20 protein-coding genes are annotated in these 19,808 nt (G+C 72.3%); 9 read left to right on the top strand and 11 right to left on the bottom strand.

Annotated elements, in window-relative coordinates:
* The first annotated feature begins 9 nt into the window (after positions 1 to 9).
* Together OG710_RS19005 and OG710_RS19000 are read left to right on the top strand one after the other, a co-directional pair.
* Entirely contained in the window at positions 10 to 603 is a 594-nt protein-coding gene (locus OG710_RS19005) for a hypothetical protein (RefSeq protein ID WP_330240388.1), read from the top strand.
* 12 nt (positions 604 to 615) lie between these two features.
* Positions 616 to 1,464, top strand: coding sequence for a hypothetical protein (locus tag OG710_RS19000; RefSeq protein ID WP_330240387.1), 849 nt, complete (start codon positions 616 to 618; stop codon positions 1,462 to 1,464).
* 1 nt (position 1,465) lies between these two features.
* Here OG710_RS19000 and OG710_RS18995 read toward each other — a convergent pair whose 3' ends face one another.
* Positions 1,466 to 1,975: a MarR family winged helix-turn-helix transcriptional regulator gene (locus tag OG710_RS18995; protein WP_330240386.1), complete on the bottom strand. Its 510-nt coding sequence runs from the start codon at positions 1,973 to 1,975 to the stop codon at positions 1,466 to 1,468.
* An 88-nt stretch (positions 1,976 to 2,063) separates the two neighbouring features.
* Between OG710_RS18995 and OG710_RS18990 the strand changes: the two genes are divergently transcribed.
* On the top strand, positions 2,064 to 2,786 hold the full coding sequence (locus OG710_RS18990) for a TetR/AcrR family transcriptional regulator (RefSeq protein ID WP_330240385.1): 723 nt from the start codon (positions 2,064 to 2,066) through the stop codon (positions 2,784 to 2,786).
* Between the two features lie 49 nt (positions 2,787 to 2,835).
* On the opposite strand, the gene OG710_RS18985 is transcribed toward OG710_RS18990, so the two are convergent.
* The 3 genes from OG710_RS18985 to OG710_RS18975 all read right to left on the bottom strand — a co-directional run bounded on the left by OG710_RS18985 (position 2,836) and on the right by OG710_RS18975 (position 6,284).
* On the bottom strand, positions 2,836 to 4,389 hold the full coding sequence (locus OG710_RS18985) for an ABC transporter substrate-binding protein (RefSeq protein WP_330240384.1): 1,554 nt from the start codon (positions 4,387 to 4,389) through the stop codon (positions 2,836 to 2,838).
* Positions 4,390 to 4,611: 222 nt separating this feature from the next.
* Positions 4,612 to 5,973: a metallophosphoesterase gene (locus OG710_RS18980; protein WP_330240383.1), complete on the bottom strand. Its 1,362-nt coding sequence runs from the start codon at positions 5,971 to 5,973 to the stop codon at positions 4,612 to 4,614.
* Between the two features lie 65 nt (positions 5,974 to 6,038).
* The gene (locus OG710_RS18975; RefSeq protein ID WP_239227572.1) at positions 6,039 to 6,284 is read right to left on the bottom strand and encodes an SCO4848 family membrane protein; all 246 of its coding nucleotides are present in this window, start codon (positions 6,282 to 6,284) and stop codon (positions 6,039 to 6,041) included.
* Positions 6,285 to 6,405: 121 nt separating this feature from the next.
* On the opposite strand from OG710_RS18975, the gene OG710_RS18970 reads away from it, so the two are divergent.
* Complete coding sequence (locus tag OG710_RS18970; RefSeq protein ID WP_330240382.1) at positions 6,406 to 7,674, top strand: D-alanyl-D-alanine carboxypeptidase family protein; 1,269 nt, start codon at positions 6,406 to 6,408, stop codon at positions 7,672 to 7,674.
* On the opposite strand, the gene OG710_RS18965 is transcribed toward OG710_RS18970, so the two are convergent.
* The gene (locus OG710_RS18965; protein WP_330240381.1) at positions 7,622 to 8,596 is read right to left on the bottom strand and encodes a YihY/virulence factor BrkB family protein; all 975 of its coding nucleotides are present in this window, start codon (positions 8,594 to 8,596) and stop codon (positions 7,622 to 7,624) included. The two genes, OG710_RS18970 and OG710_RS18965, sit on opposite strands and share 53 nt — an antisense overlap.
* Positions 8,597 to 8,736: 140 nt before the next feature.
* On the opposite strand from OG710_RS18965, the gene OG710_RS18960 reads away from it, so the two are divergent.
* Both OG710_RS18960 and OG710_RS18955 read left to right on the top strand, forming a co-directional pair.
* Positions 8,737 to 10,083: an FAD-binding oxidoreductase gene (locus OG710_RS18960; protein WP_330240380.1), complete on the top strand. Its 1,347-nt coding sequence runs from the start codon at positions 8,737 to 8,739 to the stop codon at positions 10,081 to 10,083.
* Between the two features lie 31 nt (positions 10,084 to 10,114).
* Positions 10,115 to 10,903 (top strand): decaprenylphospho-beta-D-erythro-pentofuranosid-2-ulose 2-reductase, encoded by a 789-nt coding sequence (locus OG710_RS18955; RefSeq protein ID WP_111337702.1) that lies wholly within the window; start codon positions 10,115 to 10,117, stop codon positions 10,901 to 10,903.
* A 21-nt stretch (positions 10,904 to 10,924) separates the two neighbouring features.
* Here the strand turns inward: OG710_RS18955 and OG710_RS18950 are convergent, their stop codons facing one another.
* A complete protein-coding gene (locus OG710_RS18950) occupies positions 10,925 to 11,515 on the bottom strand; it encodes a 2'-5' RNA ligase family protein (protein WP_330240379.1) in 591 nt (196 codons plus the stop codon).
* A gap of 107 nt (positions 11,516 to 11,622) precedes the next feature.
* On the bottom strand, positions 11,623 to 12,636 hold the full coding sequence (gene trpS / locus OG710_RS18945; protein ID WP_330240378.1) for a tryptophan--tRNA ligase: 1,014 nt from the start codon (positions 12,634 to 12,636) through the stop codon (positions 11,623 to 11,625).
* A gap of 225 nt (positions 12,637 to 12,861) precedes the next feature.
* Here trpS and rocD point away from each other — a divergent pair, with 225 nt between their 5' ends.
* Positions 12,862 to 14,067: an ornithine--oxo-acid transaminase gene (rocD, locus tag OG710_RS18940; protein WP_111337694.1), complete on the top strand. Its 1,206-nt coding sequence runs from the start codon at positions 12,862 to 12,864 to the stop codon at positions 14,065 to 14,067.
* A 34-nt stretch (positions 14,068 to 14,101) separates the two neighbouring features.
* Here the strand turns inward: rocD and pdxR are convergent, their stop codons facing one another.
* The gene (gene pdxR, locus OG710_RS18935; RefSeq protein WP_330240377.1) at positions 14,102 to 15,505 is read right to left on the bottom strand and encodes a MocR-like pyridoxine biosynthesis transcription factor PdxR; all 1,404 of its coding nucleotides are present in this window, start codon (positions 15,503 to 15,505) and stop codon (positions 14,102 to 14,104) included.
* Between the two features lie 46 nt (positions 15,506 to 15,551).
* On the opposite strand from pdxR, the gene OG710_RS18930 reads away from it, so the two are divergent.
* Positions 15,552 to 16,061, top strand: coding sequence for a carboxymuconolactone decarboxylase family protein (locus tag OG710_RS18930; protein WP_330240376.1), 510 nt, complete (start codon positions 15,552 to 15,554; stop codon positions 16,059 to 16,061).
* Positions 16,062 to 16,069: 8 nt separating this feature from the next.
* Positions 16,070 to 16,801, top strand: coding sequence for an isocitrate lyase/PEP mutase family protein (locus OG710_RS18925; protein WP_330240375.1), 732 nt, complete (start codon positions 16,070 to 16,072; stop codon positions 16,799 to 16,801).
* A gap of 64 nt (positions 16,802 to 16,865) precedes the next feature.
* Here the strand turns inward: OG710_RS18925 and OG710_RS18920 are convergent, their stop codons facing one another.
* From OG710_RS18920 to OG710_RS18910, 3 genes are all read right to left on the bottom strand, one after another.
* Complete coding sequence (locus tag OG710_RS18920; protein WP_330240374.1) at positions 16,866 to 17,855, bottom strand: malate dehydrogenase; 990 nt, start codon at positions 17,853 to 17,855, stop codon at positions 16,866 to 16,868.
* A 378-nt stretch (positions 17,856 to 18,233) separates the two neighbouring features.
* Positions 18,234 to 18,740 (bottom strand): DUF3017 domain-containing protein, encoded by a 507-nt coding sequence (locus OG710_RS18915; RefSeq protein ID WP_330240373.1) that lies wholly within the window; start codon positions 18,738 to 18,740, stop codon positions 18,234 to 18,236.
* Between the two features lie 21 nt (positions 18,741 to 18,761).
* Positions 18,762 to 19,631, bottom strand: a complete 870-nt coding sequence (locus OG710_RS18910; protein WP_330240372.1) for a bifunctional methylenetetrahydrofolate dehydrogenase/methenyltetrahydrofolate cyclohydrolase — start codon at positions 19,629 to 19,631, stop codon at positions 18,762 to 18,764.
* Positions 19,632 to 19,808 lie beyond the last annotated feature (177 nt).

Raw genomic sequence — 19,808 nt, 5'->3', positions numbered from 1 at the left:
CGGGGAACGTTGAGCGAGCCGAATCCGTACGCGGACGACGCGTCCACCTGGGGGCCGGGCCGGAAGCCGGACACACCGCCCGCCGCGCCGGGTGCCCAGGGCTACGGCTATCCGGCGGGCGGGAACCCGGTCTACGGCTACCCGCAGCCGCTCTCGGGCCCGCCGCCGTCCTCGCCGCCCGCCGGCTACGGCTACCCGGCCGCGCAGCCCCCGTCGTACGGCTATCCGGGGCAGCCGGGGGCCGTTCCGGCGGTCGCCGGTACGCCGGTGCTGTCCATAGGCGACATCACGGTGATGAGCGACTCGATCGTGACGCCGAGCGGGCCGATGCCGCTGAAGGGCGCGGTGTGGACGGCGACGGACATGTCCCGCACCGAGGAGAAGATCCCGCCGGTCGCGATCGTGCTGGCGATCGTCTTCGCGCTGCTGTGCCTGATCGGTCTGCTCTTCCTGCTGATGAAGGAGAAGCGGACGACGGGCTTCGTGCAGGTCACCGTGACCAGCGGGGGACGGCACCACTCCACGATGATCCCGGCCATGGCGGCGGAGACCTTCCCGATGGTGATGGCCCAGGTCAACACCGCCCGCTCGCTGAGCATCTGAGGGCCGCAGCCGATGGCCGTCCTCCGCCACTCCGTCACCGTCCTGGCCGTGGGCCCCGAACTGGTCGACGCACTCGCCTCGCTGCTCTGCGACGTGGCCGAGTCGACCCGGGCGCGCGGCACGACCGTCCTCATGCCGGACGGGCAGCCGGTCGCGGACCTGCGGCTGGTGAAGGGACGCCATCTCAGGGCGGGGGCGCGCTACGAGATCGGCGGGCCCGGTGACGCGGAGCGGATGGCGCTGCGCGTACGGGAGTGGCGGCGCACCGCCGCCGTCGAGGTGGAGCAGGCGATCGGCGCGCCGGACCTCAACGCCCGGCTGACGCTGCGCCTTGCCGCGCCCGACCGGCCCAGGCTCTTGGAGGCGCGCGGCCGGATGTGGGGCCCGGAGGGCTCCGGGGCGCTTCGGCGGGGGTCAGGGCGGGCGCGGATCGAGCTGGGCGCGTGGTGGTCGGCGGCGGCGCTGCCGCCCGGCGCCCCGCCCGCCGCGCGTGCCCCGGCCACGGTCCGGGTGCGGCATCCGCTGGTCGAGGCGCGGCTGTATCTGCGGCCGCGCGGAGCCGGGGACGGCCGCTGGCTGGTCGAGGCGGCCGCCTCGGTGCGGGGGCGGTGGCTGCTGCGCCCGGTCGCGGCGGTCGCCCTGCTGCTGGCCGGCGGGCAGCTGCGGCGGGGGTTCCGGGACGCGGTGGAGCAGGCCGCGGAGCACTGGAACGAGGCGGTGGCCGAGCTGCTGGAGCAGGGTGTGGACGGGGTCCGCGAGGAGCTGGCCCGGCAACTGGCCGAGGGGCGCCCGGAGAAGAACGGCTCGGAGAAGGACGGCGCGGCGAAGGACGGTTCGGAGAGGGACGGCTCGGCGGGCTGAGTCAGTCCCAGTCGGCGTCGCGGGCCGCCTCTGCGACCACCATGACGCGCCGCAGCATGTCGTTGAGCAGGACCCGCTCGGCCTTGTCCAGGACGCCGAGCAGCCGCTCCTCCTCGTGCCCGAGGGAATCCATCGCGACGCGCCAGATCGCCCGGCCCTCGTCGGTCAGCTCCACGTCCACGCGCCGCCGGTCCGTGGTGGAGGGGGTGCGGCGGACGAAGCCGCGGCGTTCCAGGGCGTCGAGCCGGCCGGTGACGGAGGCGGGAGCGAGGTCGAGGTCGGCGGCCAGTTCGGAGGGGGCGGCCGTGCCCCCGCGTCCGGCGAGCTTGTGCAGCGTGTCGAACTCCTGGCGGTGCAGGTCGAGGTCGAGGAGCGACTGCTCGCGCACCCGGCGCAGATGGACGGAGAGCTTCTTCATCCGGGTCACCGCACCCTCGACCTCCGGATCGAGATCGGGCAGCACGGGGCTCCACCGCTCGACGTGTCCGTCGGTCCAGTCGCGTCGCTGCATGCGCCCCAGCGTACGCGGGCACCCTTGACCGTCCGGGAGCGAAAGCCCGCGACCGGGCGGGGGCGGCGGCCCGGATACGCTCGGGGCCGTGGTGAAGGAAGCGAAGGACGTGAAGACGGTCAAGGCCCCCAAGAGCGAGCAGACGCGCTCCCTGATCCTCGAGACCGCCCTCCGGCTCTTCCGGGAACGCGGCTACGACCGGACGACGATGCGGGCCATCGCCCAGGAGGCCGGCGTCTCGGTGGGCAACGCCTACTACTACTTCTCGTCCAAGGAACACCTGGTCCAGGGCTTCTACGACCGGCTCGCCGGTGAGCACGCGGCGGCGGTGCGGCCGGTCCTGGAGAGCGGGACGGACCTCGCGGCGCGGCTGCGCGGGGTGCTGCTGAGCTGGCTGGACGTGGCGGAGCCGTACCGTCCGTTCGCCACCCAGTTCTTCAAGAACGCCGCCGACCCGGACAGCCCGCTCAGCCCGTTCTCACCGGAGTCGCTGCCCGCGCGGGAGGCGGTCGTCGCCCTCCACGAGCGCTGTCTGTCCGGCTCCACCACCCGGACGGACCCGGATCTCGCCCCGCTGCTCCCGCAGTTGATGTGGCTCATGCACATGGGCCTGGTGCTGTTCTGGGTGTACGACCGGACGGAGCGCGCCGAGCGGAGCCGCCGCCTGGTCGCGCTCACCGTGCCGATCGCCGCCCGGATCATCGCGCTGTCCCGGTTCCGGGTGGTGCGGCCGCTGGTGCGCCAGGTGCACGAGGTGCTGGAGGAGTTCCTGCCGGAAAGGGCGGACGCCCCGGCGCGGGCGGCCGGGTAGGCCGCCCGCGCCGGGGCGTTCGCAACGGTCGGAACCGGCCTGGGCCGGATCAGATCCAGCCCAGCTCCCACAGGCGCCACAGGCTGGTGCCGTCCGAGAGGTACTGCGAGCCGGAGACCTCGGCCTTGGCGACGACGTAGTCCTTCTTCTGCCACAGCGGGACCAGCGGCACGTCCTCGCCGACGAGCTTCTGGAGCGCCTTGAAGTCGGCCGCCGCCCGGCTGCGGTCGCTGAACCGGAGCGTGTCGTCGATCAGCTGGTCCATCTTCTTGCTGGTGTAGCCGTTGTGGAGGCTGCTGTCGCGGCCGACGAGCGGCTGGCTGAAGGTGTCGGGGTCCGGGTAGTCGGGGAGCCAGCCGACGGTGAACATGTCGTACTCGCCCTTGGCGTAGCCCTTCTGGAACCGCGTCCACTCCACGGCCTTGGTGTTGACCTTGAACAGCCCGGTCGCCTCCAGCTGGCGCTTGATCTCCTTGGCCTCCTTGCCGGCCTCCTCGCCCCCGCGGTAGGCGAAGGTGACGGCCAGCGGCGTCTGGACGCCGGCTTCCTGCATCAGGGCCTGGGCGCGCTTGGGGTCGGGCGACGGGTAGGCGTCGAAGAACGGGGTGCTGTGCCCGATGAAGCCCTGCGGGATCAGCGAGTAGAGCGGGTCGACGGTGCCCTTGTAGATGTCGCTCACCAGCGGGCCGCGGTCCGTGATGGCCGCGATGGCCTGGCGGACCCTGCGGTCGGCGAGCGGGGAGTCCTCACGGACGTTGAAGACGAGCATGCGGATCTCGGCGCTGTCGGCCTCGGTGACGCGCTGCGCCGAGTCGCCCGGGTTCAGCCCGGCGAGCGTGGACGGCGGCAACTGCCGGTGGGTGACGTCCACCTGGCCGGACTTCCAGGCCGCGAGCAGGTCCTCGGACTGCTTGTAGTAGCGCACGGTGACCGGGCCGCCGGTCTTCTTGAGGGCGCCCTTGTAGTGCGAGTTCGGCACGAGTTCGGCCTTCACGCCGGGCTCGTACGACTTCAGAACGTACGGTCCGGAGCCCGTCACCTTGTTGTCGTTGCGCAGCTTGTGCTCGGAGTACGAGTCCTTCTGGACGATCGCCCCGGCACCCGTGGCGATCTTCTGCGGGAAGGTCGCGTCACGCGAGGAGAGGTTGAAGGTGATGGTCCGGCCCTCGGTGACCACGTTCTTCAGGCTGGGGAAGAGGACCCACGGACCGACGTCCGTCTTGATCCCCATCATCCGGTCGAACGAGTACTTGACGTCCTCGGCGGTGATCTTCTTGCCGTCCGAGAACGTCAGGTCGTCACGGAGCTTGCACTGGTACGTCTGGAGCTTGCCGCCGATGAAGCCGCAGCTCTCCGCCGCGTCCGGCTCGGGCACGATCGCCCCGGACTTGAAGGTCATCAGGGACTGGTACAGGTTGCTGTACATCGCCCAGGAACCGGCGTCGTAGGCGCCCGCCGGGTCGAGCGAGGTCACCTCGTCCGTCGTACCGACCACGACCGGGTCGGAGTTGCCCTCCTCCGAAGGAAGCAGTTGCCAGGCGACCACGCCTGCGATGACCAAAACCGCGAGAATCGCGAGAATCCGTAGCCGGATCGACCGCATTGACGTGCTCTCCCTTAACTGCCCCACCTCGGTGTCGCGCTTCAGATACGCAGATCACCGCACGTTCGCGTTCAGCCAATCACACGACTTTCACATCGGGAAGGGGAGATCGGAACCTCATAGTCAATTGTTCGTCAGTCGAAACCTTCTGCCGATACAAGCGAATACAGAGGGTTCACCACCGGTCACCGATCCGCTATTCCGGAGGGTGTACGAGGGTGATTACGCCTGCCGGGAGGCGAGCTGTACGACAGTGATGTCGGAGGGCGCGCCGACGCGTACGGGCGGCCCCCAGGCACCGGCGCCGCGCGTGACGTAGAGCTGGGTGTCGCCGTACCGTTCCAACCCGGCGACGGTGGGGTTGGACAGCTCCGCGACGTAGTTGCCCGGCCACAGCTGGCCGCCGTGGGTGTGGCCCGATAGCTGCAGGTCCACGCCGTGTTCGACGGCCTCGTGGACGACCACCGGCTGGTGTGCCATGAGCACGACCGCGCGGGCGGGATCGCGGTCGCCGAGGGCCCGCGCGAAATCGGGACCCTGCCCTTCGCTCTCACCTGCGATGTCATTGACACCGGCCAGATCGAAACCGCCGGTCTCCACCCGCGCGTTCTCCAGCGGGTGCAGCCCCAATTCCCTTACATGATCAACCCATTGGGCGGCGCCGGCATAGTACTCGTGATTGCCGGTGACAAAGAACGCGCCGTGCCGGGCGCGCAGCCCGGCGAGCGGTTCGGCGGCCGGGCCGAGATCCGCGACCGATCCGTCGACCAGATCACCGACGACCGCGATGAGATCGGGCCGGGTCGCGTTCACCGCGTCCACGATCCGCTGGGTATGGGCCCGTCCCAGGATCGGGCCCAGGTGAATATCGCTGACGACGGCGATCCGGAAACCGTGCGCGGACCTGGGCAGCCGGGCGAGCGGCACGGTGACCCGCTTCACCTTGGGTCCGCTCAGCACGCCGTGCATGCCGTAGCCCACGGTCCCGAGCCCGGCGACGGCCGCGGCGCCCCCGACGGCCCGCGCCACGAAGAGCCGGCGCGAGGGGGAGACGGGGGCGGGCGCGGGGGCGGGGGCGGCGGGTTCGGGCGCGGCCTCCGGCGTCTCGGGTGTCTCGGGCGCGGGTGTCCCGGCCTCGGGCGCGGGTGTCCCGGCCGCTCCGCCCCCGCCGGCCGCCGTCCCCGACGCCGGAGCGGCGACCGGGACCGGCTCGGGCTCGGGGGCGGACACCTCGGGCGCGTTCGCCTCGCCGCGGCCCTCCCGGCGGGCGGGCCACCGGTGCAGCAGCGGCCGCACGGCCTCGCCCACCAGCAGCGCGAGCGTCACGTACAGCAGGACGGCCGGCCACAGGAAGCCCGGCCAGGCCAGGATCTGCTGGAGCCGGAAGGGCGCGCCCACGCGTCCCGAGGCCAGGGCTCCGACGGTGAGCAGCGGCAGCACGTACGCGGCGACGGTGCCGGCCCGGCGCCACGGGCTGCCGGGTGCCGTGGTGTCACCGACGAGCCGGCGCCACACATAGCGGTGCGCGGCCACGAGCAGTGCGAGCACCGCGAGCATCACCAGAACGAACCCCACGACCCGCACGCCTGCTCCCCTGTTCTGTTCGTCCGTGTAGCGACCGGTTCAACCCCGGAGGGGGGCCGTCGTTTTCAAGCCTTCTCGGCGCGCAGTGCCCTGACGCCCCGGAACCCGATCCAGCCCACGGCCGTCCCCAGGAGAAAGGACGTGATGGCGAGCAGCAGATGCACCCAGAAGTACGCGGTCGGGTCACCGGCGTCGTCGAAGGCGAGGCCGCTGCCGTCCTTCCACAGGTTTTTGACGAAGGTGACCCAGATGATCCACGACCACGCCCCGAAGGCGAGCAGGAACCAGGAGACGGGGCGGCTGAGCTTCATGGACTCAGTATCGCCGCCCCGCTCCGGGCGGTTCGTGCGGGGTGGTCCGTCCCGGCGACGCGTCCGGCGGGTTGGGCCGTCAGTGCCGATATTCATATCAACTGCATGTACGTTTTCGACCGTGCCAGCTCTCAAGAAGGCCGCGCTCGCGGTCACCTCTGCCGCTCTGCTGTCCGTGTTCGTCGTGACGCCCGCATCGGCGGACGACGACGACGCGCCCAAGCCCCCGTCGAGCATGTCGCAGATCGGCGGCGCGCAGCTGGGACGGGCCGGCACCCAGGTCAACCTCGGCCCCGGCGCCCCGGTGCTGCCGAAGAAGCTGACGGGCCGCTCGTGGATGGTCTCGGACGCGGAGAGCGGCCAGGTGCTGGCCGCGCACAACGCGCACTGGCGGCTGCCCCCGGCCTCCACGCTGAAGATGCTCTTCGCGGACACCCTGCTGGCGGACCCGGCGCTCCTGCCGAAGACGCTGGAGTACACGGTCAAGGACGAGGACCTCGCCGGCATGGGCGAGGGCAGCAGCCTGGTGGGGATCAAGGAGGACCACAGCTACACGGTCCACGACCTGTGGCTCGGGGTGTTCCTCCGCTCGGGGAACGACGCGGTGCACGTCCTGTCGGCGATGTACGGCGGCATCCCGAAGACCGTCCAGGCCATGCAGGCACGGGCCGACGAGCTCCAGGCGCTGGACACCCACGTGGTCTCGCCGGACGGCTACGACGCGCCCCAGCAGGTCTCCAGCGCGTACGACCTCTCGCTGTTCGCCCGGCACGGACTCCAGAACGAGGACTTCCGGGAGTACTGCTCGACGGCCACCGCCCAGTTCCCCGGTGAGAAGAAGAAGGGCAAGAAGCGGGAGACCTTCGGCATCCAGAACACCAACCGGCTGCTCACCGGGGCCGACGGCGTCACCCCGTACAAGGGCATCGCGGGCGTCAAGAACGGCTACACGACGCACGCCGGCAACACCTTCACCGGGGTCGCCGAGCGCGACGGCCGGGTCCTCCTGGTCACCGTCATGAACCCGTCGTCCGACGAGACGCACGCGGTCTACAAGGAGGCGGCCCGGCTCCTTGACTGGGGGTTCGCCGCGAGCGGCAAGGTCACCCCGGTGGGCGAGCTGGTCCCGCCGAAGTCCGCGGTCGTGGGCTCCGGCAGCGACACCGCCGGGAACGGCAAGGGCGCCGAGGCGGACACCCCGGCCGGGAACAAGGGCGGGCACGGCCCGGACCGGGCGGCGCGGGCGGCGGCCACCACCGACGGCTCCAGCGGCGTCGGGATCGCCCTGGGCATCGTCGGCGGGGTGCTGGTCCTGCTGGCCGGCGGGGTCTTCCTGGTCAACCGGCGCTGGCCGCTGCCGGACCTGATGCGCCGCCGTCCCCGCCCGTGACGCGCCGGGCGGCGATCGTGGAGCCCCCCTCCTCCGCGTCGTCGCCCTCCGCGACCGCCGCCGGGTCGTCCTCCCTGCCGGGCGTCGCCGTCCAGGCGGCGCAGAACAGCAGCAGCTTCGCCGTGAAGTTGATCCACAGCAGCAGGGCGATCGGCACCCCGAAGGCGCCGTACATGCTCTTGGACGCGACGCCCTTCATATAGCTGCCGAGCAGCAGCTTGAGCAGTTCGAACCCGACCGCGCCGAGCAGGGCCGCCACCATCAGGCGGCGGCGCGGCGGTTCGACGCCGGGCAGCAGGGTCAGCAGATACAGCAGCAGCAGGAAGTCGGCGGCCACCGCCACCAGCAGGGCCGCGATCCGCAGCAGCACCCCGCCCGCGCCGTTCTCCGGGATGTGCAGCAGATCGGCGACCCAGCCCACCGCCACGGAACCGACCGAGGAGATGGCGAGGGTCACCAGGGCCGCGCCGCCGAGGCCGAACAGCAGCACGGCGTCCGTGAGCTTGCGGACGACCGGATTGCCCTCGTCGAGGTCGTCCCGCTCCCAGACCGCGCGCAGGCAGTCCCGCATCGAGCCGATCCAGCCGATGCCGGTGAACAGCAGCAGTGCCCCGGCCACCAGACCGATCGTGCCCGCGTGGGCGACGAGGTTGTCGATGCCGAGCTGGTCGGAGATGCCGGGCACCTGCTCGGCGATCTTGGCCTCGATGCTGTTCAGCTGCTTGTCGGTGAGCAGCGCCGCCCCGATCGCCGCGCCGACCGCGATCAGCGGGAAGAGGGCGAGGAAGCTGGTGAACGTGATCGCCGCGGCGAGCCTGGTCCAATGGACCCGCGTGAGCGTCTCGTAACTGCGCCACGCGTGCGTCAGCGTCAGCCGGGAGACGAGCGGCCCGATGACGGGGAGTTTCTTCAGCCAGTCCATGTGTCACGACTACCCTTCCGGCCCGCGAAAACCGAAACCCGGTACGGGATGGAGGAGATGACGGCCACTCAATCACCCATTTCGGTGAGCGCTGTAACAAATCCCTCAAAGGTGTTATCCCGGACGATACGGTCACCCCCATGTCTGTCGACACCGTGTCCCTGACCGGCTGGGGCCGCACCGCCCCGACGACCGCCCTCCGTTTCCGCCCGCGCAGTTACGAGGAGGCCGCGGCGACGGTACTGGGGTGCGGGCCGCGCGGTTCGATCGCCCGCGGGCTGGGCCGGACCCATGGCGACGCGGCGCAGAACGCCGGGGGTTCGGTGCTCGACATGACCGCGCTGAACCGGGTCCGGGCGATCGACGCGGCGGCCGGTCTGGTGGTGTGCGACGCGGGTACGACCCTGAGCCGGCTGCGCGAGGTGATGCTGCCGCTCGGCTGGTTCCTCCCGGTGGTGCCGGGCGGCCGGTACGTCACGGTGGGCGGCGCGATCGGCTCCGACGCCCACGGCGACAACCATCGCGCGGCCGGCTCCTTCACCCGTCACGTCACGGAGTTCACCCTGCTCACGGCGGACGGCCAAGCGCGCACGGTGCGCCCCGGCAGCCCGCTGTTCGACGCCACCGCGGGCGGTCTGGGCCTGACCGGGGTGATCCTCGCGGCGACGCTCCGCTTCCGTCCCGTCTCCACGGCCCTGCTGGCGGTCGACACCGAGCGGGCCGCCGGGCTCGACGAGTTGCTGGCCCGGATGGCGCGCGGCGGCCACCGCCCCTACGAGTACGCCCGGCTCGACCTGTCCGCCCGCGGCCGGGCCACCGGCCGGGGCGTCCTGGTCCGCGCTGACCACGTCCCGCTGGACGCGCTCCCGGCGTCCGCCCGGCGCACCGCCCTCGCGCTCCGCCCGGCCCACCGCGCGCCCGCCGGGCTCCCCTTCCTGTCCCGCCTGCTGGGCCGGCTGTCCGCCACCGCGCTGGGCGAACTCGGCCACCGCTCGGCGCCCCGCAACCGCACCGGCGAACTGCGGCCGCTGAGCGCCTTCTTCCGCGCCCTGGACGCCGCCCCGCACCGCGACGGGGTCTCCCCCACCGGCGGCCGTGTGCACTACGCGTTCCTGGTCGGGCACGGCCACGAGGACACACTGCGCCGGATCGTCGGCCGGATCGCCCGCAGCCGCTGCCCCTCCTTCCGGGCCGTGCTCCGGCGCTGCGGCGAGGGCGGTCCCGGCTGGCTGTCCTTCCCGGCGCCCGGCTGGAACCTCGCGCTCGACCTGCCGGCCGGGCTGCCGGGGCTCCCCCGCTTCCTCGACTCGCTGGACGAGGAGGTGGCGGCGGCGGGCGGCCGGGTGTCGCTGACGGAGGACTCCCGGCTGCGCCCCGACGTGCTCGCCGCGATGTACCCGAGGCTGCCCGACTTCCGGGCGCTGCGGGCCGAACTGGACCCGACCGGGGCGTTCCGCTCGGACCTGTCCCGCCGGCTGTCGCTGTAGACCCCTCTTCCCCTCTGCAAGGAGCGTTCCCGTGAAGGATGCCTTCGGTGCCCCGCAGTCCCTGCTCGTCCTCGGCGGCACGTCGGAGATCGGGCTCGCCACGGCACGCCGGCTGATCGCCCACCGCACCCGCACGGTCTGGCTGGCCGGCCGGCCGTCGCCCGCCCTGGAGGCCGCGGCGGAGGACCTGCGCCACCGGGGGGCGTACGTGCAGACCGTGGCGTTCGACGCGCTGGACACCGAGTCCCACGAGACGGTCCTGGGGAAGGTCTTCGCCGAGGGCGACATCGACATGGTGCTGCTCGCCTTCGGCATCCCGGGCGACCAGGAGCGGGACGAGGAGGAGCCGCCCGCCGCGGTCCGGGTGGCGCAGACGAACTACACGGGCGCGGTCTCGGCCGGTCTGGTGTGCGCCGGGGCGCTCCAGGCGCAGGGGCACGGCTCGCTGGTGGTGCTGTCCTCGGTGGCCGGTGAGCGGGCCCGCCGCGCGGACTTCATCTACGGGTCGAGCAAGGCGGGCCTGGACGTGTTCACGCAGGGCCTGGGCGACGCGCTGCACGGCACCGGGGTGCATGTGATGGTGGTGCGCCCCGGCCCGGTGGTGCCGGACGCGGCGGCGGTACGGAGCGCGGGCGGCCCGCTGGCGGCGGTCCCGTTCACCCGGACACCGCTGGTGACGACGCCGGGCGCGGTGGCCGACGCGATCGTGACGGGGCTGCGGCGGCGCTCGGAGACGGTGTGGGTGCCGGGGGCGCTGCGCGCGGTGATGTCGGCGCTGCGCCATCTGCCGCGCCCGCTGTTCCGGCGCCTGCCGGTCTGAGCGGGGGGCCGCCGCCCCCGCCTACGGGTGGAGGGAGGGGGCGTCCAGGGAGCTGCCGCTCTGGGCGGGGACGGCCGGGTTGATGCCGCCCGCCCCGAACGGGAACTCGTTGATCTTGCGCCAGACGCGGTCCGCGCCCTGTTCGTACAGCGCGAAGGAGCCGCAGATCCAGGACGCCTCGTAGTCGGCGAGCTCCGCGTAGGCCCGGTCCATCGCCTCCTCGGGGATGTCGTGGGCGACCGTGACGTGCGGGTGGTACGGGAACTGCAGCTCGCGCACCAGGGGCCCGGAGGCGTCCCGGACCCGCTTCTGGAGCCAGGCGCAGGCGGACGCGCCCTCGACGACCTGGACGAAGACGACCGGGGAGAGCGGCCGGAAGGTGCCCGTGCCGGACAGCCGCATCGGGAAGGGGCGGCCGCCGGTCGCGACCGCGGCCAGATGTGCCTCGACGGCGGGCAGCTCGGCCGCCTCGGCCGCGGTCGGCGGCAGGAGGGTGACGTGGGTGGGAATGCCGTGTGCGGCAGGGTCCCCGAAGCTCGCGCGCCGCTCCTGGAGCAGGCTGCCGTAGGGCTCCGGGACCGCGATCGAAACGCCGAGCGTTACGGTCCCCACGTCGTTCTCCTTCACTCCTCGATGGTCTGTTTTCAGCCACGGACGGCCGCAGGCTTCACGCCGCAAGTGTGCCGCCTGCGCCCGCCTCGCCGCCAGGGTCCTTGGACTCAGTGCTTCGCGGGCACAAGGCCCATCCGGTCGTAGGCCAGCGCCAGGGTCTCGGCGGCCACGGCCCGCGCCTTCTCGGCGCCCTCGGCCAGGATGGCGTCCATCGTCTCGGTGTCGTCCAGGTACTCCTGGGCGCGGGTGCGGAAGGGTGTGACGAAGTCGACCATCACCTCGGCGAGGTCCGTCTTCAGCGCACCGTAGCCCTTGCCCTCGTACTTCTGCTCCAGCTCCGGCACCGGCGCACCGGTGAGCGTGGAGTAGATGCTCAGCAGGTTGCTGATGCCCGGCTTCTCGGCGCGGTCGAAGCGGATCACCGTGTCCGTGTCGGTGACGGCGCTCTTCACCTTCTTGGCGGTGGCCTTCGGGTCGTCCAGGAGGTTGATCAGGCCCTTCGGGTTCGCCGTCGACTTGCTCATCTTGGACGACGGGTCCTGGAGGTCGTAGATCTTCGCCGTCTCCTTGAGGATGTACGGGTCCGGGACGGTGAACGTTTCGCCGTAGGTTGTGTTGAACCGCTCCGCGAGGTTGCGGGTCAGCTCCAGGTGCTGGCGCTGGTCCTCGCCCACCGGGACCTCGTCGGCCTGGTAGAGCAGGATGTCGGCGACCATCAGCATCGGGTACGTGAACAGGCCGACCGTGGTGCGGTCGGCGCCGTGCCGGGCGGACTTGTCCTTGAACTGCGTCATCCGGGAGGCCTCGCCGAATCCGGCCAGGCAGTTCATCACCCAGCCGAGCTGCGCGTGCTCCGGGACATGGCTCTGGACGAACAGCGTGCAGCGCTCGGGGTCGAGCCCGGCCGCGAGCAGCTGGGCGACGGCGAGCCGGGTGTTGGCACGCAGCTGCGCCGGGTCCTGGGCGACGGTGATGGCGTGCAGGTCGACCACCATGTAGAAGGCGTCGTGGGACTCCTGCAGCGCCACCCACTGGCGGACCGCGCCGAGATAGTTGCCGAGGTGGAACGAGCCGGAGGTGGGCTGGATTCCGGAGAGCACACGGGGACGTTCAGAGGCCATGGGCTCATTGTCTCAGGTGCCGGGCCCTTCTCGGGCAACCGGTGGAGGAATCGTCGGACGGGCCCGCACCACGTCGTCGGACGGGCCCGCACGGCGTCGTCGGACGGGCTCGCACCGCGGAAAACGCGGGCACGCCGCGAAGTGAAGGTTTCCCCGCGGGAGAAGCGACCGACGATACAAAGTGGGGCCAACCTCTGCTCCCACCGCACGACGAACGGAGATCCCGTGTCGACCACGGACAACGCCATCGCCTCCGCCGAGGCGCACAGCGCGCACAACTACCACCCGCTGCCCGTCGTCGTCGCCACGGCCGACGGCGCCTGGATGACCGATGTCGAGGGCCGGCGCCATCTGGACATGCTGGCCGGCTACTCGGCGCTCAACTTCGGCCACAACAACCGCCGTCTGATCGACGCGGCACGGGCGCAGCTGGAGCGTGTGACGCTCACCTCGCGGGCCTTCCACCACGACCGGTTCGCCGACTTCTGCACGCGTCTGGCGGAGCTGTGCGGCATGGAGATGGTGCTGCCGATGAACACCGGGGCGGAGGCCGTGGAGACGGCCGTGAAGACCGCCCGCAAGTGGGGCTACCAGGTCAAGGGCGTCCCGGACGGCATGGCGAAGATCATCGTCGCCGCCGACAACTTCCACGGCCGGACGACGACGATCGTCAGCTTCTCCACGGACCAGGAGGCCCGCGCCGACTTCGGCCCGTACACCCCCGGTTTCGAGATCGTGCCGTACGGGGACCTCACCGCGATGCGCGACGCCATGACCGAGAACACCGTGGCGGTGCTCATCGAGCCGATCCAGGGCGAGGCGGGCGTGCTGGTGCCGCCGCCGGGCTATCTCGCCGGGGTCCGGGAGCTGACCCGCGAGCGGAACGTGCTGTTCGTCGCGGACGAGATCCAGTCCGGTCTGGGCCGGACCGGGAAGACCTTCGCCTGCGAGCACGAGGGCGTCGTACCGGACGTGTACCTGCTGGGCAAGGCGCTCGGCGGCGGTGTGGTGCCGGTGTCGGCCGTGGTGTCCTCGGCGGCGGTGCTCGGTGTGTTCCGGCCCGGTGAGCACGGCTCGACGTTCGGCGGGAACCCGCTCGCCTGCGCGGTGGCGCTGGAGGTCATCGCGATGCTGAACACCGGCGAGTACCAGCAGCGCGCCGCCGAGCTGGGCGACCACCTCCACCACGAGCTGGGGCTGCTGGTCGGCCAGGGCGCGGTGCGCGAGGTGCGCGGGCGCGGACTGTGGGCGGGCGTGGACATCGAACCGGCCCTGGGCACCGGCCGGGAGATCTCCGAACGGCTGCTGGAGCGCCGGGTGCTGGTGAAGGACACCCACGGCTCCACGATCCGGATCGCCCCGCCGCTGGTGATCAGCAAGGACGACCTGGACTGGGGCCTGGACCGGCTGCGCGAGGTCCTGGGCGGCTGAGCCCCGCCGGGCCGGCGCCCGCGGCAGCGGCTCATCAGGTCAGCACCCGCAGCAGCGCCTCCAGCGTGCCCTTCCAGGCGCTGTCGGTCGGGGTGCCGTAGCCGATGACCAGCGCCTCGCGCCGCAGTCCGGCGTCCGGGTGGCGGAACCAGGACAGGCCCTCGACCGCGAGGCCCTGCCAGGCCGCCGCCCGGATCACCTCGGCCTCGGTGCCCTCGGGCAGTTCGAGGACGGCGTGCAGCCCGGCGGCGATGCCGCTGACCCTGATCCCCGGCGCCCGTTCGGCCAGCGCCGCCACGAGCTGGTCGCGGCGGTTGCGGTAGCGCAGCCGCATGGAGCGCACATGCCGGTCGTACGCGCCCGACGCCATGAACTCCGCGAGCGTCAGCTGGTCCAGCGCGCTGGGCGCCCAGTCGCTCGCCCCCTTGGCCTCGGCGACCTCGGCGGCCAGCGCCCGCGGCACCACCATCCAGCCGAGCCGCAGCCCCGGCGCCAGGGACTTGCTGGACGTGCCCAGGTACACGACGCGCTCCGGGTCCAGGCCCTGCAGGGCGCCGACCGGCTGGCGGTCGTAGCGGAACTCGCCGTCGTAGTCGTCCTCCAGGATCAGCCCGCCGGTGGAGCGCGCCCAGTCGATCGCCGCCGCCCGCCGGTCCGGGTGCAGCGGTACGCCGGTCGGGAACTGGTGCGCGGGGGTGAGCAGGACCGCGCCCGCGTTGCGCAGGGTGTGCAGTTCGCCGGTGCGGCTGCCGAGGTGGTCCAGCGGCAGGCACGGGATGCGCAGCCCGGCCTCGGTGAGCAGCCGGGTGTGGATCTCCAGCCCGTACGACTCGACGGCCACCTCCCGCACCCGGCGCCCCCGCAGCGCCTTGCCGAGCAGCATCAGTCCGTGCACGAACCCGGCGCAGACGATGATCCGGTCCGGGGCGGCGTACACCCCGCGCGCCCGCGCCAGGTACTCGGCCAGGACGGTGCGCAGCTCGATGCGGCCGCGCGGGTCGCCGTAGCCGAAGGCGTCGTGCGGGGCGTCGGACAGGGCGCGGCGGGCGGCCTTGAGCCATTCGGCGCGCGGGAAGGTCGCCAGGTCCGGGGTGCCCGGCATCAGGCTGTACGCGGGCGCGGTGCGCGGTGGCCGGGAGCGCGGCGCCCTGGACTCCGGCGTCCGCGGTTCGGCGCGCCGCGCCACCCTGGTCCCGGAGCCCTGGCGGGCGGTGAGCCAGCCCTCGGCGACCAGTTCCGCGTAGGCGTCGGCGACGGTGTTGCGGGCGATGCCGAGGTCGGCCGCGAGGGTGCGGGACGACGGCAGCCGGGTGCCGGGGGCCAGCCGGCCGGTACGCACGGCCTCGCGCAGGGCATGCATGAGGCCGGCCCGCAGTCCGGTGGAGCCGGTCGGGTCGATGTGCAGGTCGGCACCGAAAGTGGCCCAGGCTTCTGTCATGGAAATGGACCATACAACTGCGCCATTGCCTCATAGTCTTGAGGGCATGACGACGAACGAGAACAGCACCACCACGTCCGAGTACTGCGCCGAGCACACCCCCCGCATGGTCTGGTCGGAGCACGCCCCCGAGGTCTACAAGGCGATGGCCCGGCTGGAGGCCGCATCCCGCCGGGGCGTCGATCCGGTGATCGCCGAGCTGGTGAAGATCCGCTCCTCGCAGCTCAACCACTGCGCGTTCTGCCTGGACATGCACACCAAGGACGCGCTCGCGGCGGGTGAGTCGATGCAGCGGATCGTCCAGCTGAGCGCCTGGGAGGAGTCGCGGCACTTCTACACGCCGAAGGAGATCGCGGCGATCGAGCTGACCGAGGCGGTGACCGTCCTGACGGACGGCTTCGTCCCGGACGAGGTCTACGACCGGGCCGCGAAGCACTTCGGCGAGGAGGAGCTGGCGCACCTCATCGCCGCGATCATCACCATCAACGCGTGGAACCGGTTCGCCGTGTCCACCCGCATGGTGCCCGGCCACTACACGCCCGGCGACTTCCGCTGAGCACCGCCGTGACCGCGTCCGGCCTGCGGGCCCTGCACCGTGACCGCGCTCCCGGCGACCCGCTGGTCCTGCCCGGACCGTGGGACGCCGCGAGCGCCCGCGCCTTCGCGGACGCCGGCTTCCCCGCGCTCGCCACGCCGAGCGCGGGGGTCGCCGCGTCCCTCGGTTACGAGGACGGCTCGACGCCCGCCGGTGAGATGTTCGCGGCGGTGGCCCGGATCGTCCGGACCGTGTCCGTACCGGTCTCCGCCGACATCGAGGCCGGGTACGGGCTGCCGGCCGAAGAGCTGGTGGAGCGGCTGCTCGCCGCGGGCGCGGTCGGCTGCAACCTGGAGGACACCGTGGACGGCGTCCTGGTGGCGGCGGAGCGGCAGGCGGACCGGCTGGCCGCGGTCCGGGCGGCCGCCGGGGACGCGCTGTTCGTCAACGCCAGGATCGACACCTTCGTGACGGGCGTCCCGGACGGGACGGACCCGGAGGCGGAGACTCTGCGCAGGGCGCGGCTGTACGCGGAGGCGGGCGCGGACTGCCTGTATCCGATCCTCGCCCCGGAGGCGGTGTTCGGGCTGCTGGCCGGCGCCCTGCCGGGGCTGCCGGTGAACGCCCTGGCCCGCCCGGATGGGCCGGGGCCGCGCCGCCTGGGTGAGCTGGGGGCGACGCGCGTCACCTTCGGCCCCGGCCTCCAGCGCCGGGCGGACGCGGCGGTCCGGGAGATCGCCGGCGGGCTGCGCCGGCTCTGACCGCGTACGCACCGCGCCCCCGGCAGCACGACGGCTGCCGGGGGCGCGGTGTGTGGTGCGTGGATCAGATGAGGCCGAGCTCACGGACGGCGTCGCGCTCCTCGGTCAGCTCCTTGACGGAGGCGTCGATGCGCGCACGGGAGAACTCGTTGATGTCCAGGCCCTGGACGATCTTGTAGGTGCCGTTCTCGGTGGTGACCGGGAAGGACGAGATGATGCCCTCGGGCACGCCGTAGGAGCCGTCGGACGGGATGCCCATGGAGGTCCAGTCGCCCTCGGCGGTGCCGTTGACCCAGGTGTACACGTGGTCGATGGCGGCGTTGGCGGCGGAGGCGGCGGAGGACGCGCCACGGGCCTCGATGATCGCGGCGCCGCGCTTGGCGACGGTCGGGATGAAGGAGTCGGCCAGCCACGCCTCGTCGTTCACCAGCTCGGCGGCGTTCTTGCCGGCGACCTCGGCGTGGAAGATGTCCGGGTACTGGGTGGCGGAGTGGTTGCCCCAGATCGTCAGCTTCTTGATGTCGGAGACGGCGGCGCCGGTCTTGGCGGCCAGCTGCGAGATCGCGCGGTTGTGGTCCAGCCGGGTCATCGCGGTGAAGCGCTCCGCCGGGACGTCCGGGGCGGCGGCCTGCGCGATGAGCGCGTTGGTGTTGGCCGGGTTGCCGACGACGAGGACCTTGATGTCGTCCGCGGCGTTGTCGTTGATGGCCTTGCCCTGCGGCTTGAAGATGCCGCCGTTGGCGGAGAGCAGGTCGCCGCGCTCCATGCCCTTGGTGCGGGGGCGGGCGCCGACGAGCAGGGCCACGTTGGCGCCGTCGAAGCCGACGTTGGCGTCGTCGGTGATCTCGATGCCGCGCAGCAGCGGGAAGGCGCAGTCGTCGAGCTCCATCGCGGTGCCCTCGGCGGCCTTCAGGCCCTGGGGGATCTCCAGGAGTCGCAGGTTGACCGGAACGTCCGGGCCGAGCAGGTGGCCGGAGGCGATGCGGAAGAGCAGCGCGTAGCCGATCTGGCCGGCTGCGCCGGTCACGGTGACATTCACGGGAGTGCGGGTCATGACGATCTCCGTTAGACAGCTGGCGTCCGGGCACCTGGCCCCTGTGCGGACATCCCCTTGAATCTTGATGTGAAGAGATATCCGCCCGCCAGGCTATCCGACCCGGAAGCCCGCGGCCGCCCGACCCCCGTTGCCCGACGATCACACAGTGGCGGAATGGTCACTTCCGTGCCACAGCGAACAGTCGTCCATTGAATCGCGGGAGCGCGTCCACAAGGCTGGACGCAGGCCGGGGCAAGGGCCGCTCGAACGCCACGCCGGAGTCCGCTCCGGGTTGCCCCCGCCCCGCTCCGGTGTCCGTCCCTTCTCGGGGGAGGGGACGGCCACCGGCTCCCCGGCGCAGGCCGCTCGCGGCGTACGGTCCGCGCCCCCGCCCGGTCAGCGGATCGTGAAGTGGACCGCGTCCTCCAGGAACGGGATGTCCAGCCACGGCCGGGGCTGGGCGAGCAGCGCGAGCAGCACGATCAGGGTGCCCAGCAGCCCGTAGGTGACCAGGTCGGTGAAGCGGGACCGCACCGCGAGCATGCCCACCGAGCGGACGACGAGGCGCAGCACCGCGGCGCCGATGAGTGCCGCGCCGATCAGGATCGTGCCGACGCGGAACGCCTCGTCGAAGGGGTCGGCCGCCACGACGAGCAGTCCGGCGGCGGCCACGCAGAGCACGGCGAGCAGCGGCCACTGCCGGGCCGGGGCGGGCGCGTCCCCGCCGGCCGCCCGGCCGCCGCCCTCGGGGCGCGCGGTGTCGCGGGTCAGCGAGAAGCGCCGTCCGCGCCGGGTCCCGGCGGCGGAGGAGCCGCCGGGGTCGGGCGCGTTGGCGGGGGCCGTCCGCGGGGGCACGGCCTCCTCGGTGGAACCGGAACCGTCGGCCGGGCTCGTCGCACCCATGGGGTTCCTCCCTGGGCCCGGTCAGCCGGCGGAGACGGCGTCGGCGTCGCGCTCGGCGGCCTCGACCACGTTGACGAGGAGCTGGGCACGGGTCATCGGGCCGACCCCGCCGGGGTTCGGCGAGATCCAGGCCGCGACCTCGGCCACGCCCGGGTGGACGTCGCCGACGATCTTGCCGTTCTCGTCGCGGCTGACGCCCACGTCGAGCACGGCGGCGCCCGGCTTGACGTGTTCCGGCTTGATGATGTGGGGCACGCCCGCGGCGGCGACGATGATGTCGGCCTGCTTCAGGTGGGCGGCCAGGTCGCGCGTGCCGGTGTGGCACTGCGTCACCGTGGCGTTCTCCGACTTGCGGGTGAGCAGCAGCGGGATGGACCGGCCGATGGTGACGCCGCGTCCGACGACCACGACGTGCGCCCCGTTGATCTCGACGCCGTGGTGGCGCAGCAGCTGGACGACGCCCTGCGGGGTGCAGGGCAGCGGGCCGGTCTCGTTGAGCACGAGGCGGCCGAGGTTCATGGGGTGGAGCCCGTCCGCGTCCTTGGCCGGGTCCATCAGTTCCAGGACGCGGTTGGTGTCGATGCCCTTGGGGAGGGGAAGCTGCACGATGTAACCGGTGCAGGCGGGGTCCTCGTTCAGCTCGCGGACGACCTGCTCGATGTCCTCCTGCGTCGCGGTGTCGGGCAGTTCGCGCTGGATGGAGCCGATGCCGACCTGGGCGCAGTCCTTGTGCTTGCCGTTCACGTACCACCGGCTGCCCGGATCGTCCCCGACCAGCAGGGTGCCCAGGCCGGGCGTGACGCCACGGGCCTTGAGGGCCGCCACGCGGGCGGTCAGATCGGACTTGATCGCGGCTGCGGTCGCCTTGCCATCGAGAATCTGGGCAGTCATGGCTCCATACTCGCGGATGACCCCGCCCTCGTACCAATCAGGTCTCCGGCGTGGACGCAAGGTTGCACTTGGACAACTTCTCCGGTCGTGACTGGACAAACTTACTGTCCGCTTATAACGATGAAGGCCGCTGTGCCGCAGCAGTGCACCGGGGGGCTTGACCGCTGACGTTTTCCT

Source organism: Streptomyces sp. NBC_00525, assembly GCF_036346595.1.
In the GTDB taxonomy this organism is placed as follows: domain Bacteria; phylum Actinomycetota; class Actinomycetes; order Streptomycetales; family Streptomycetaceae; genus Streptomyces.
The sequence above is the reverse complement of the archived record's forward strand: the minus strand, read 5'-3'. Positions and strand labels throughout refer to the sequence as shown.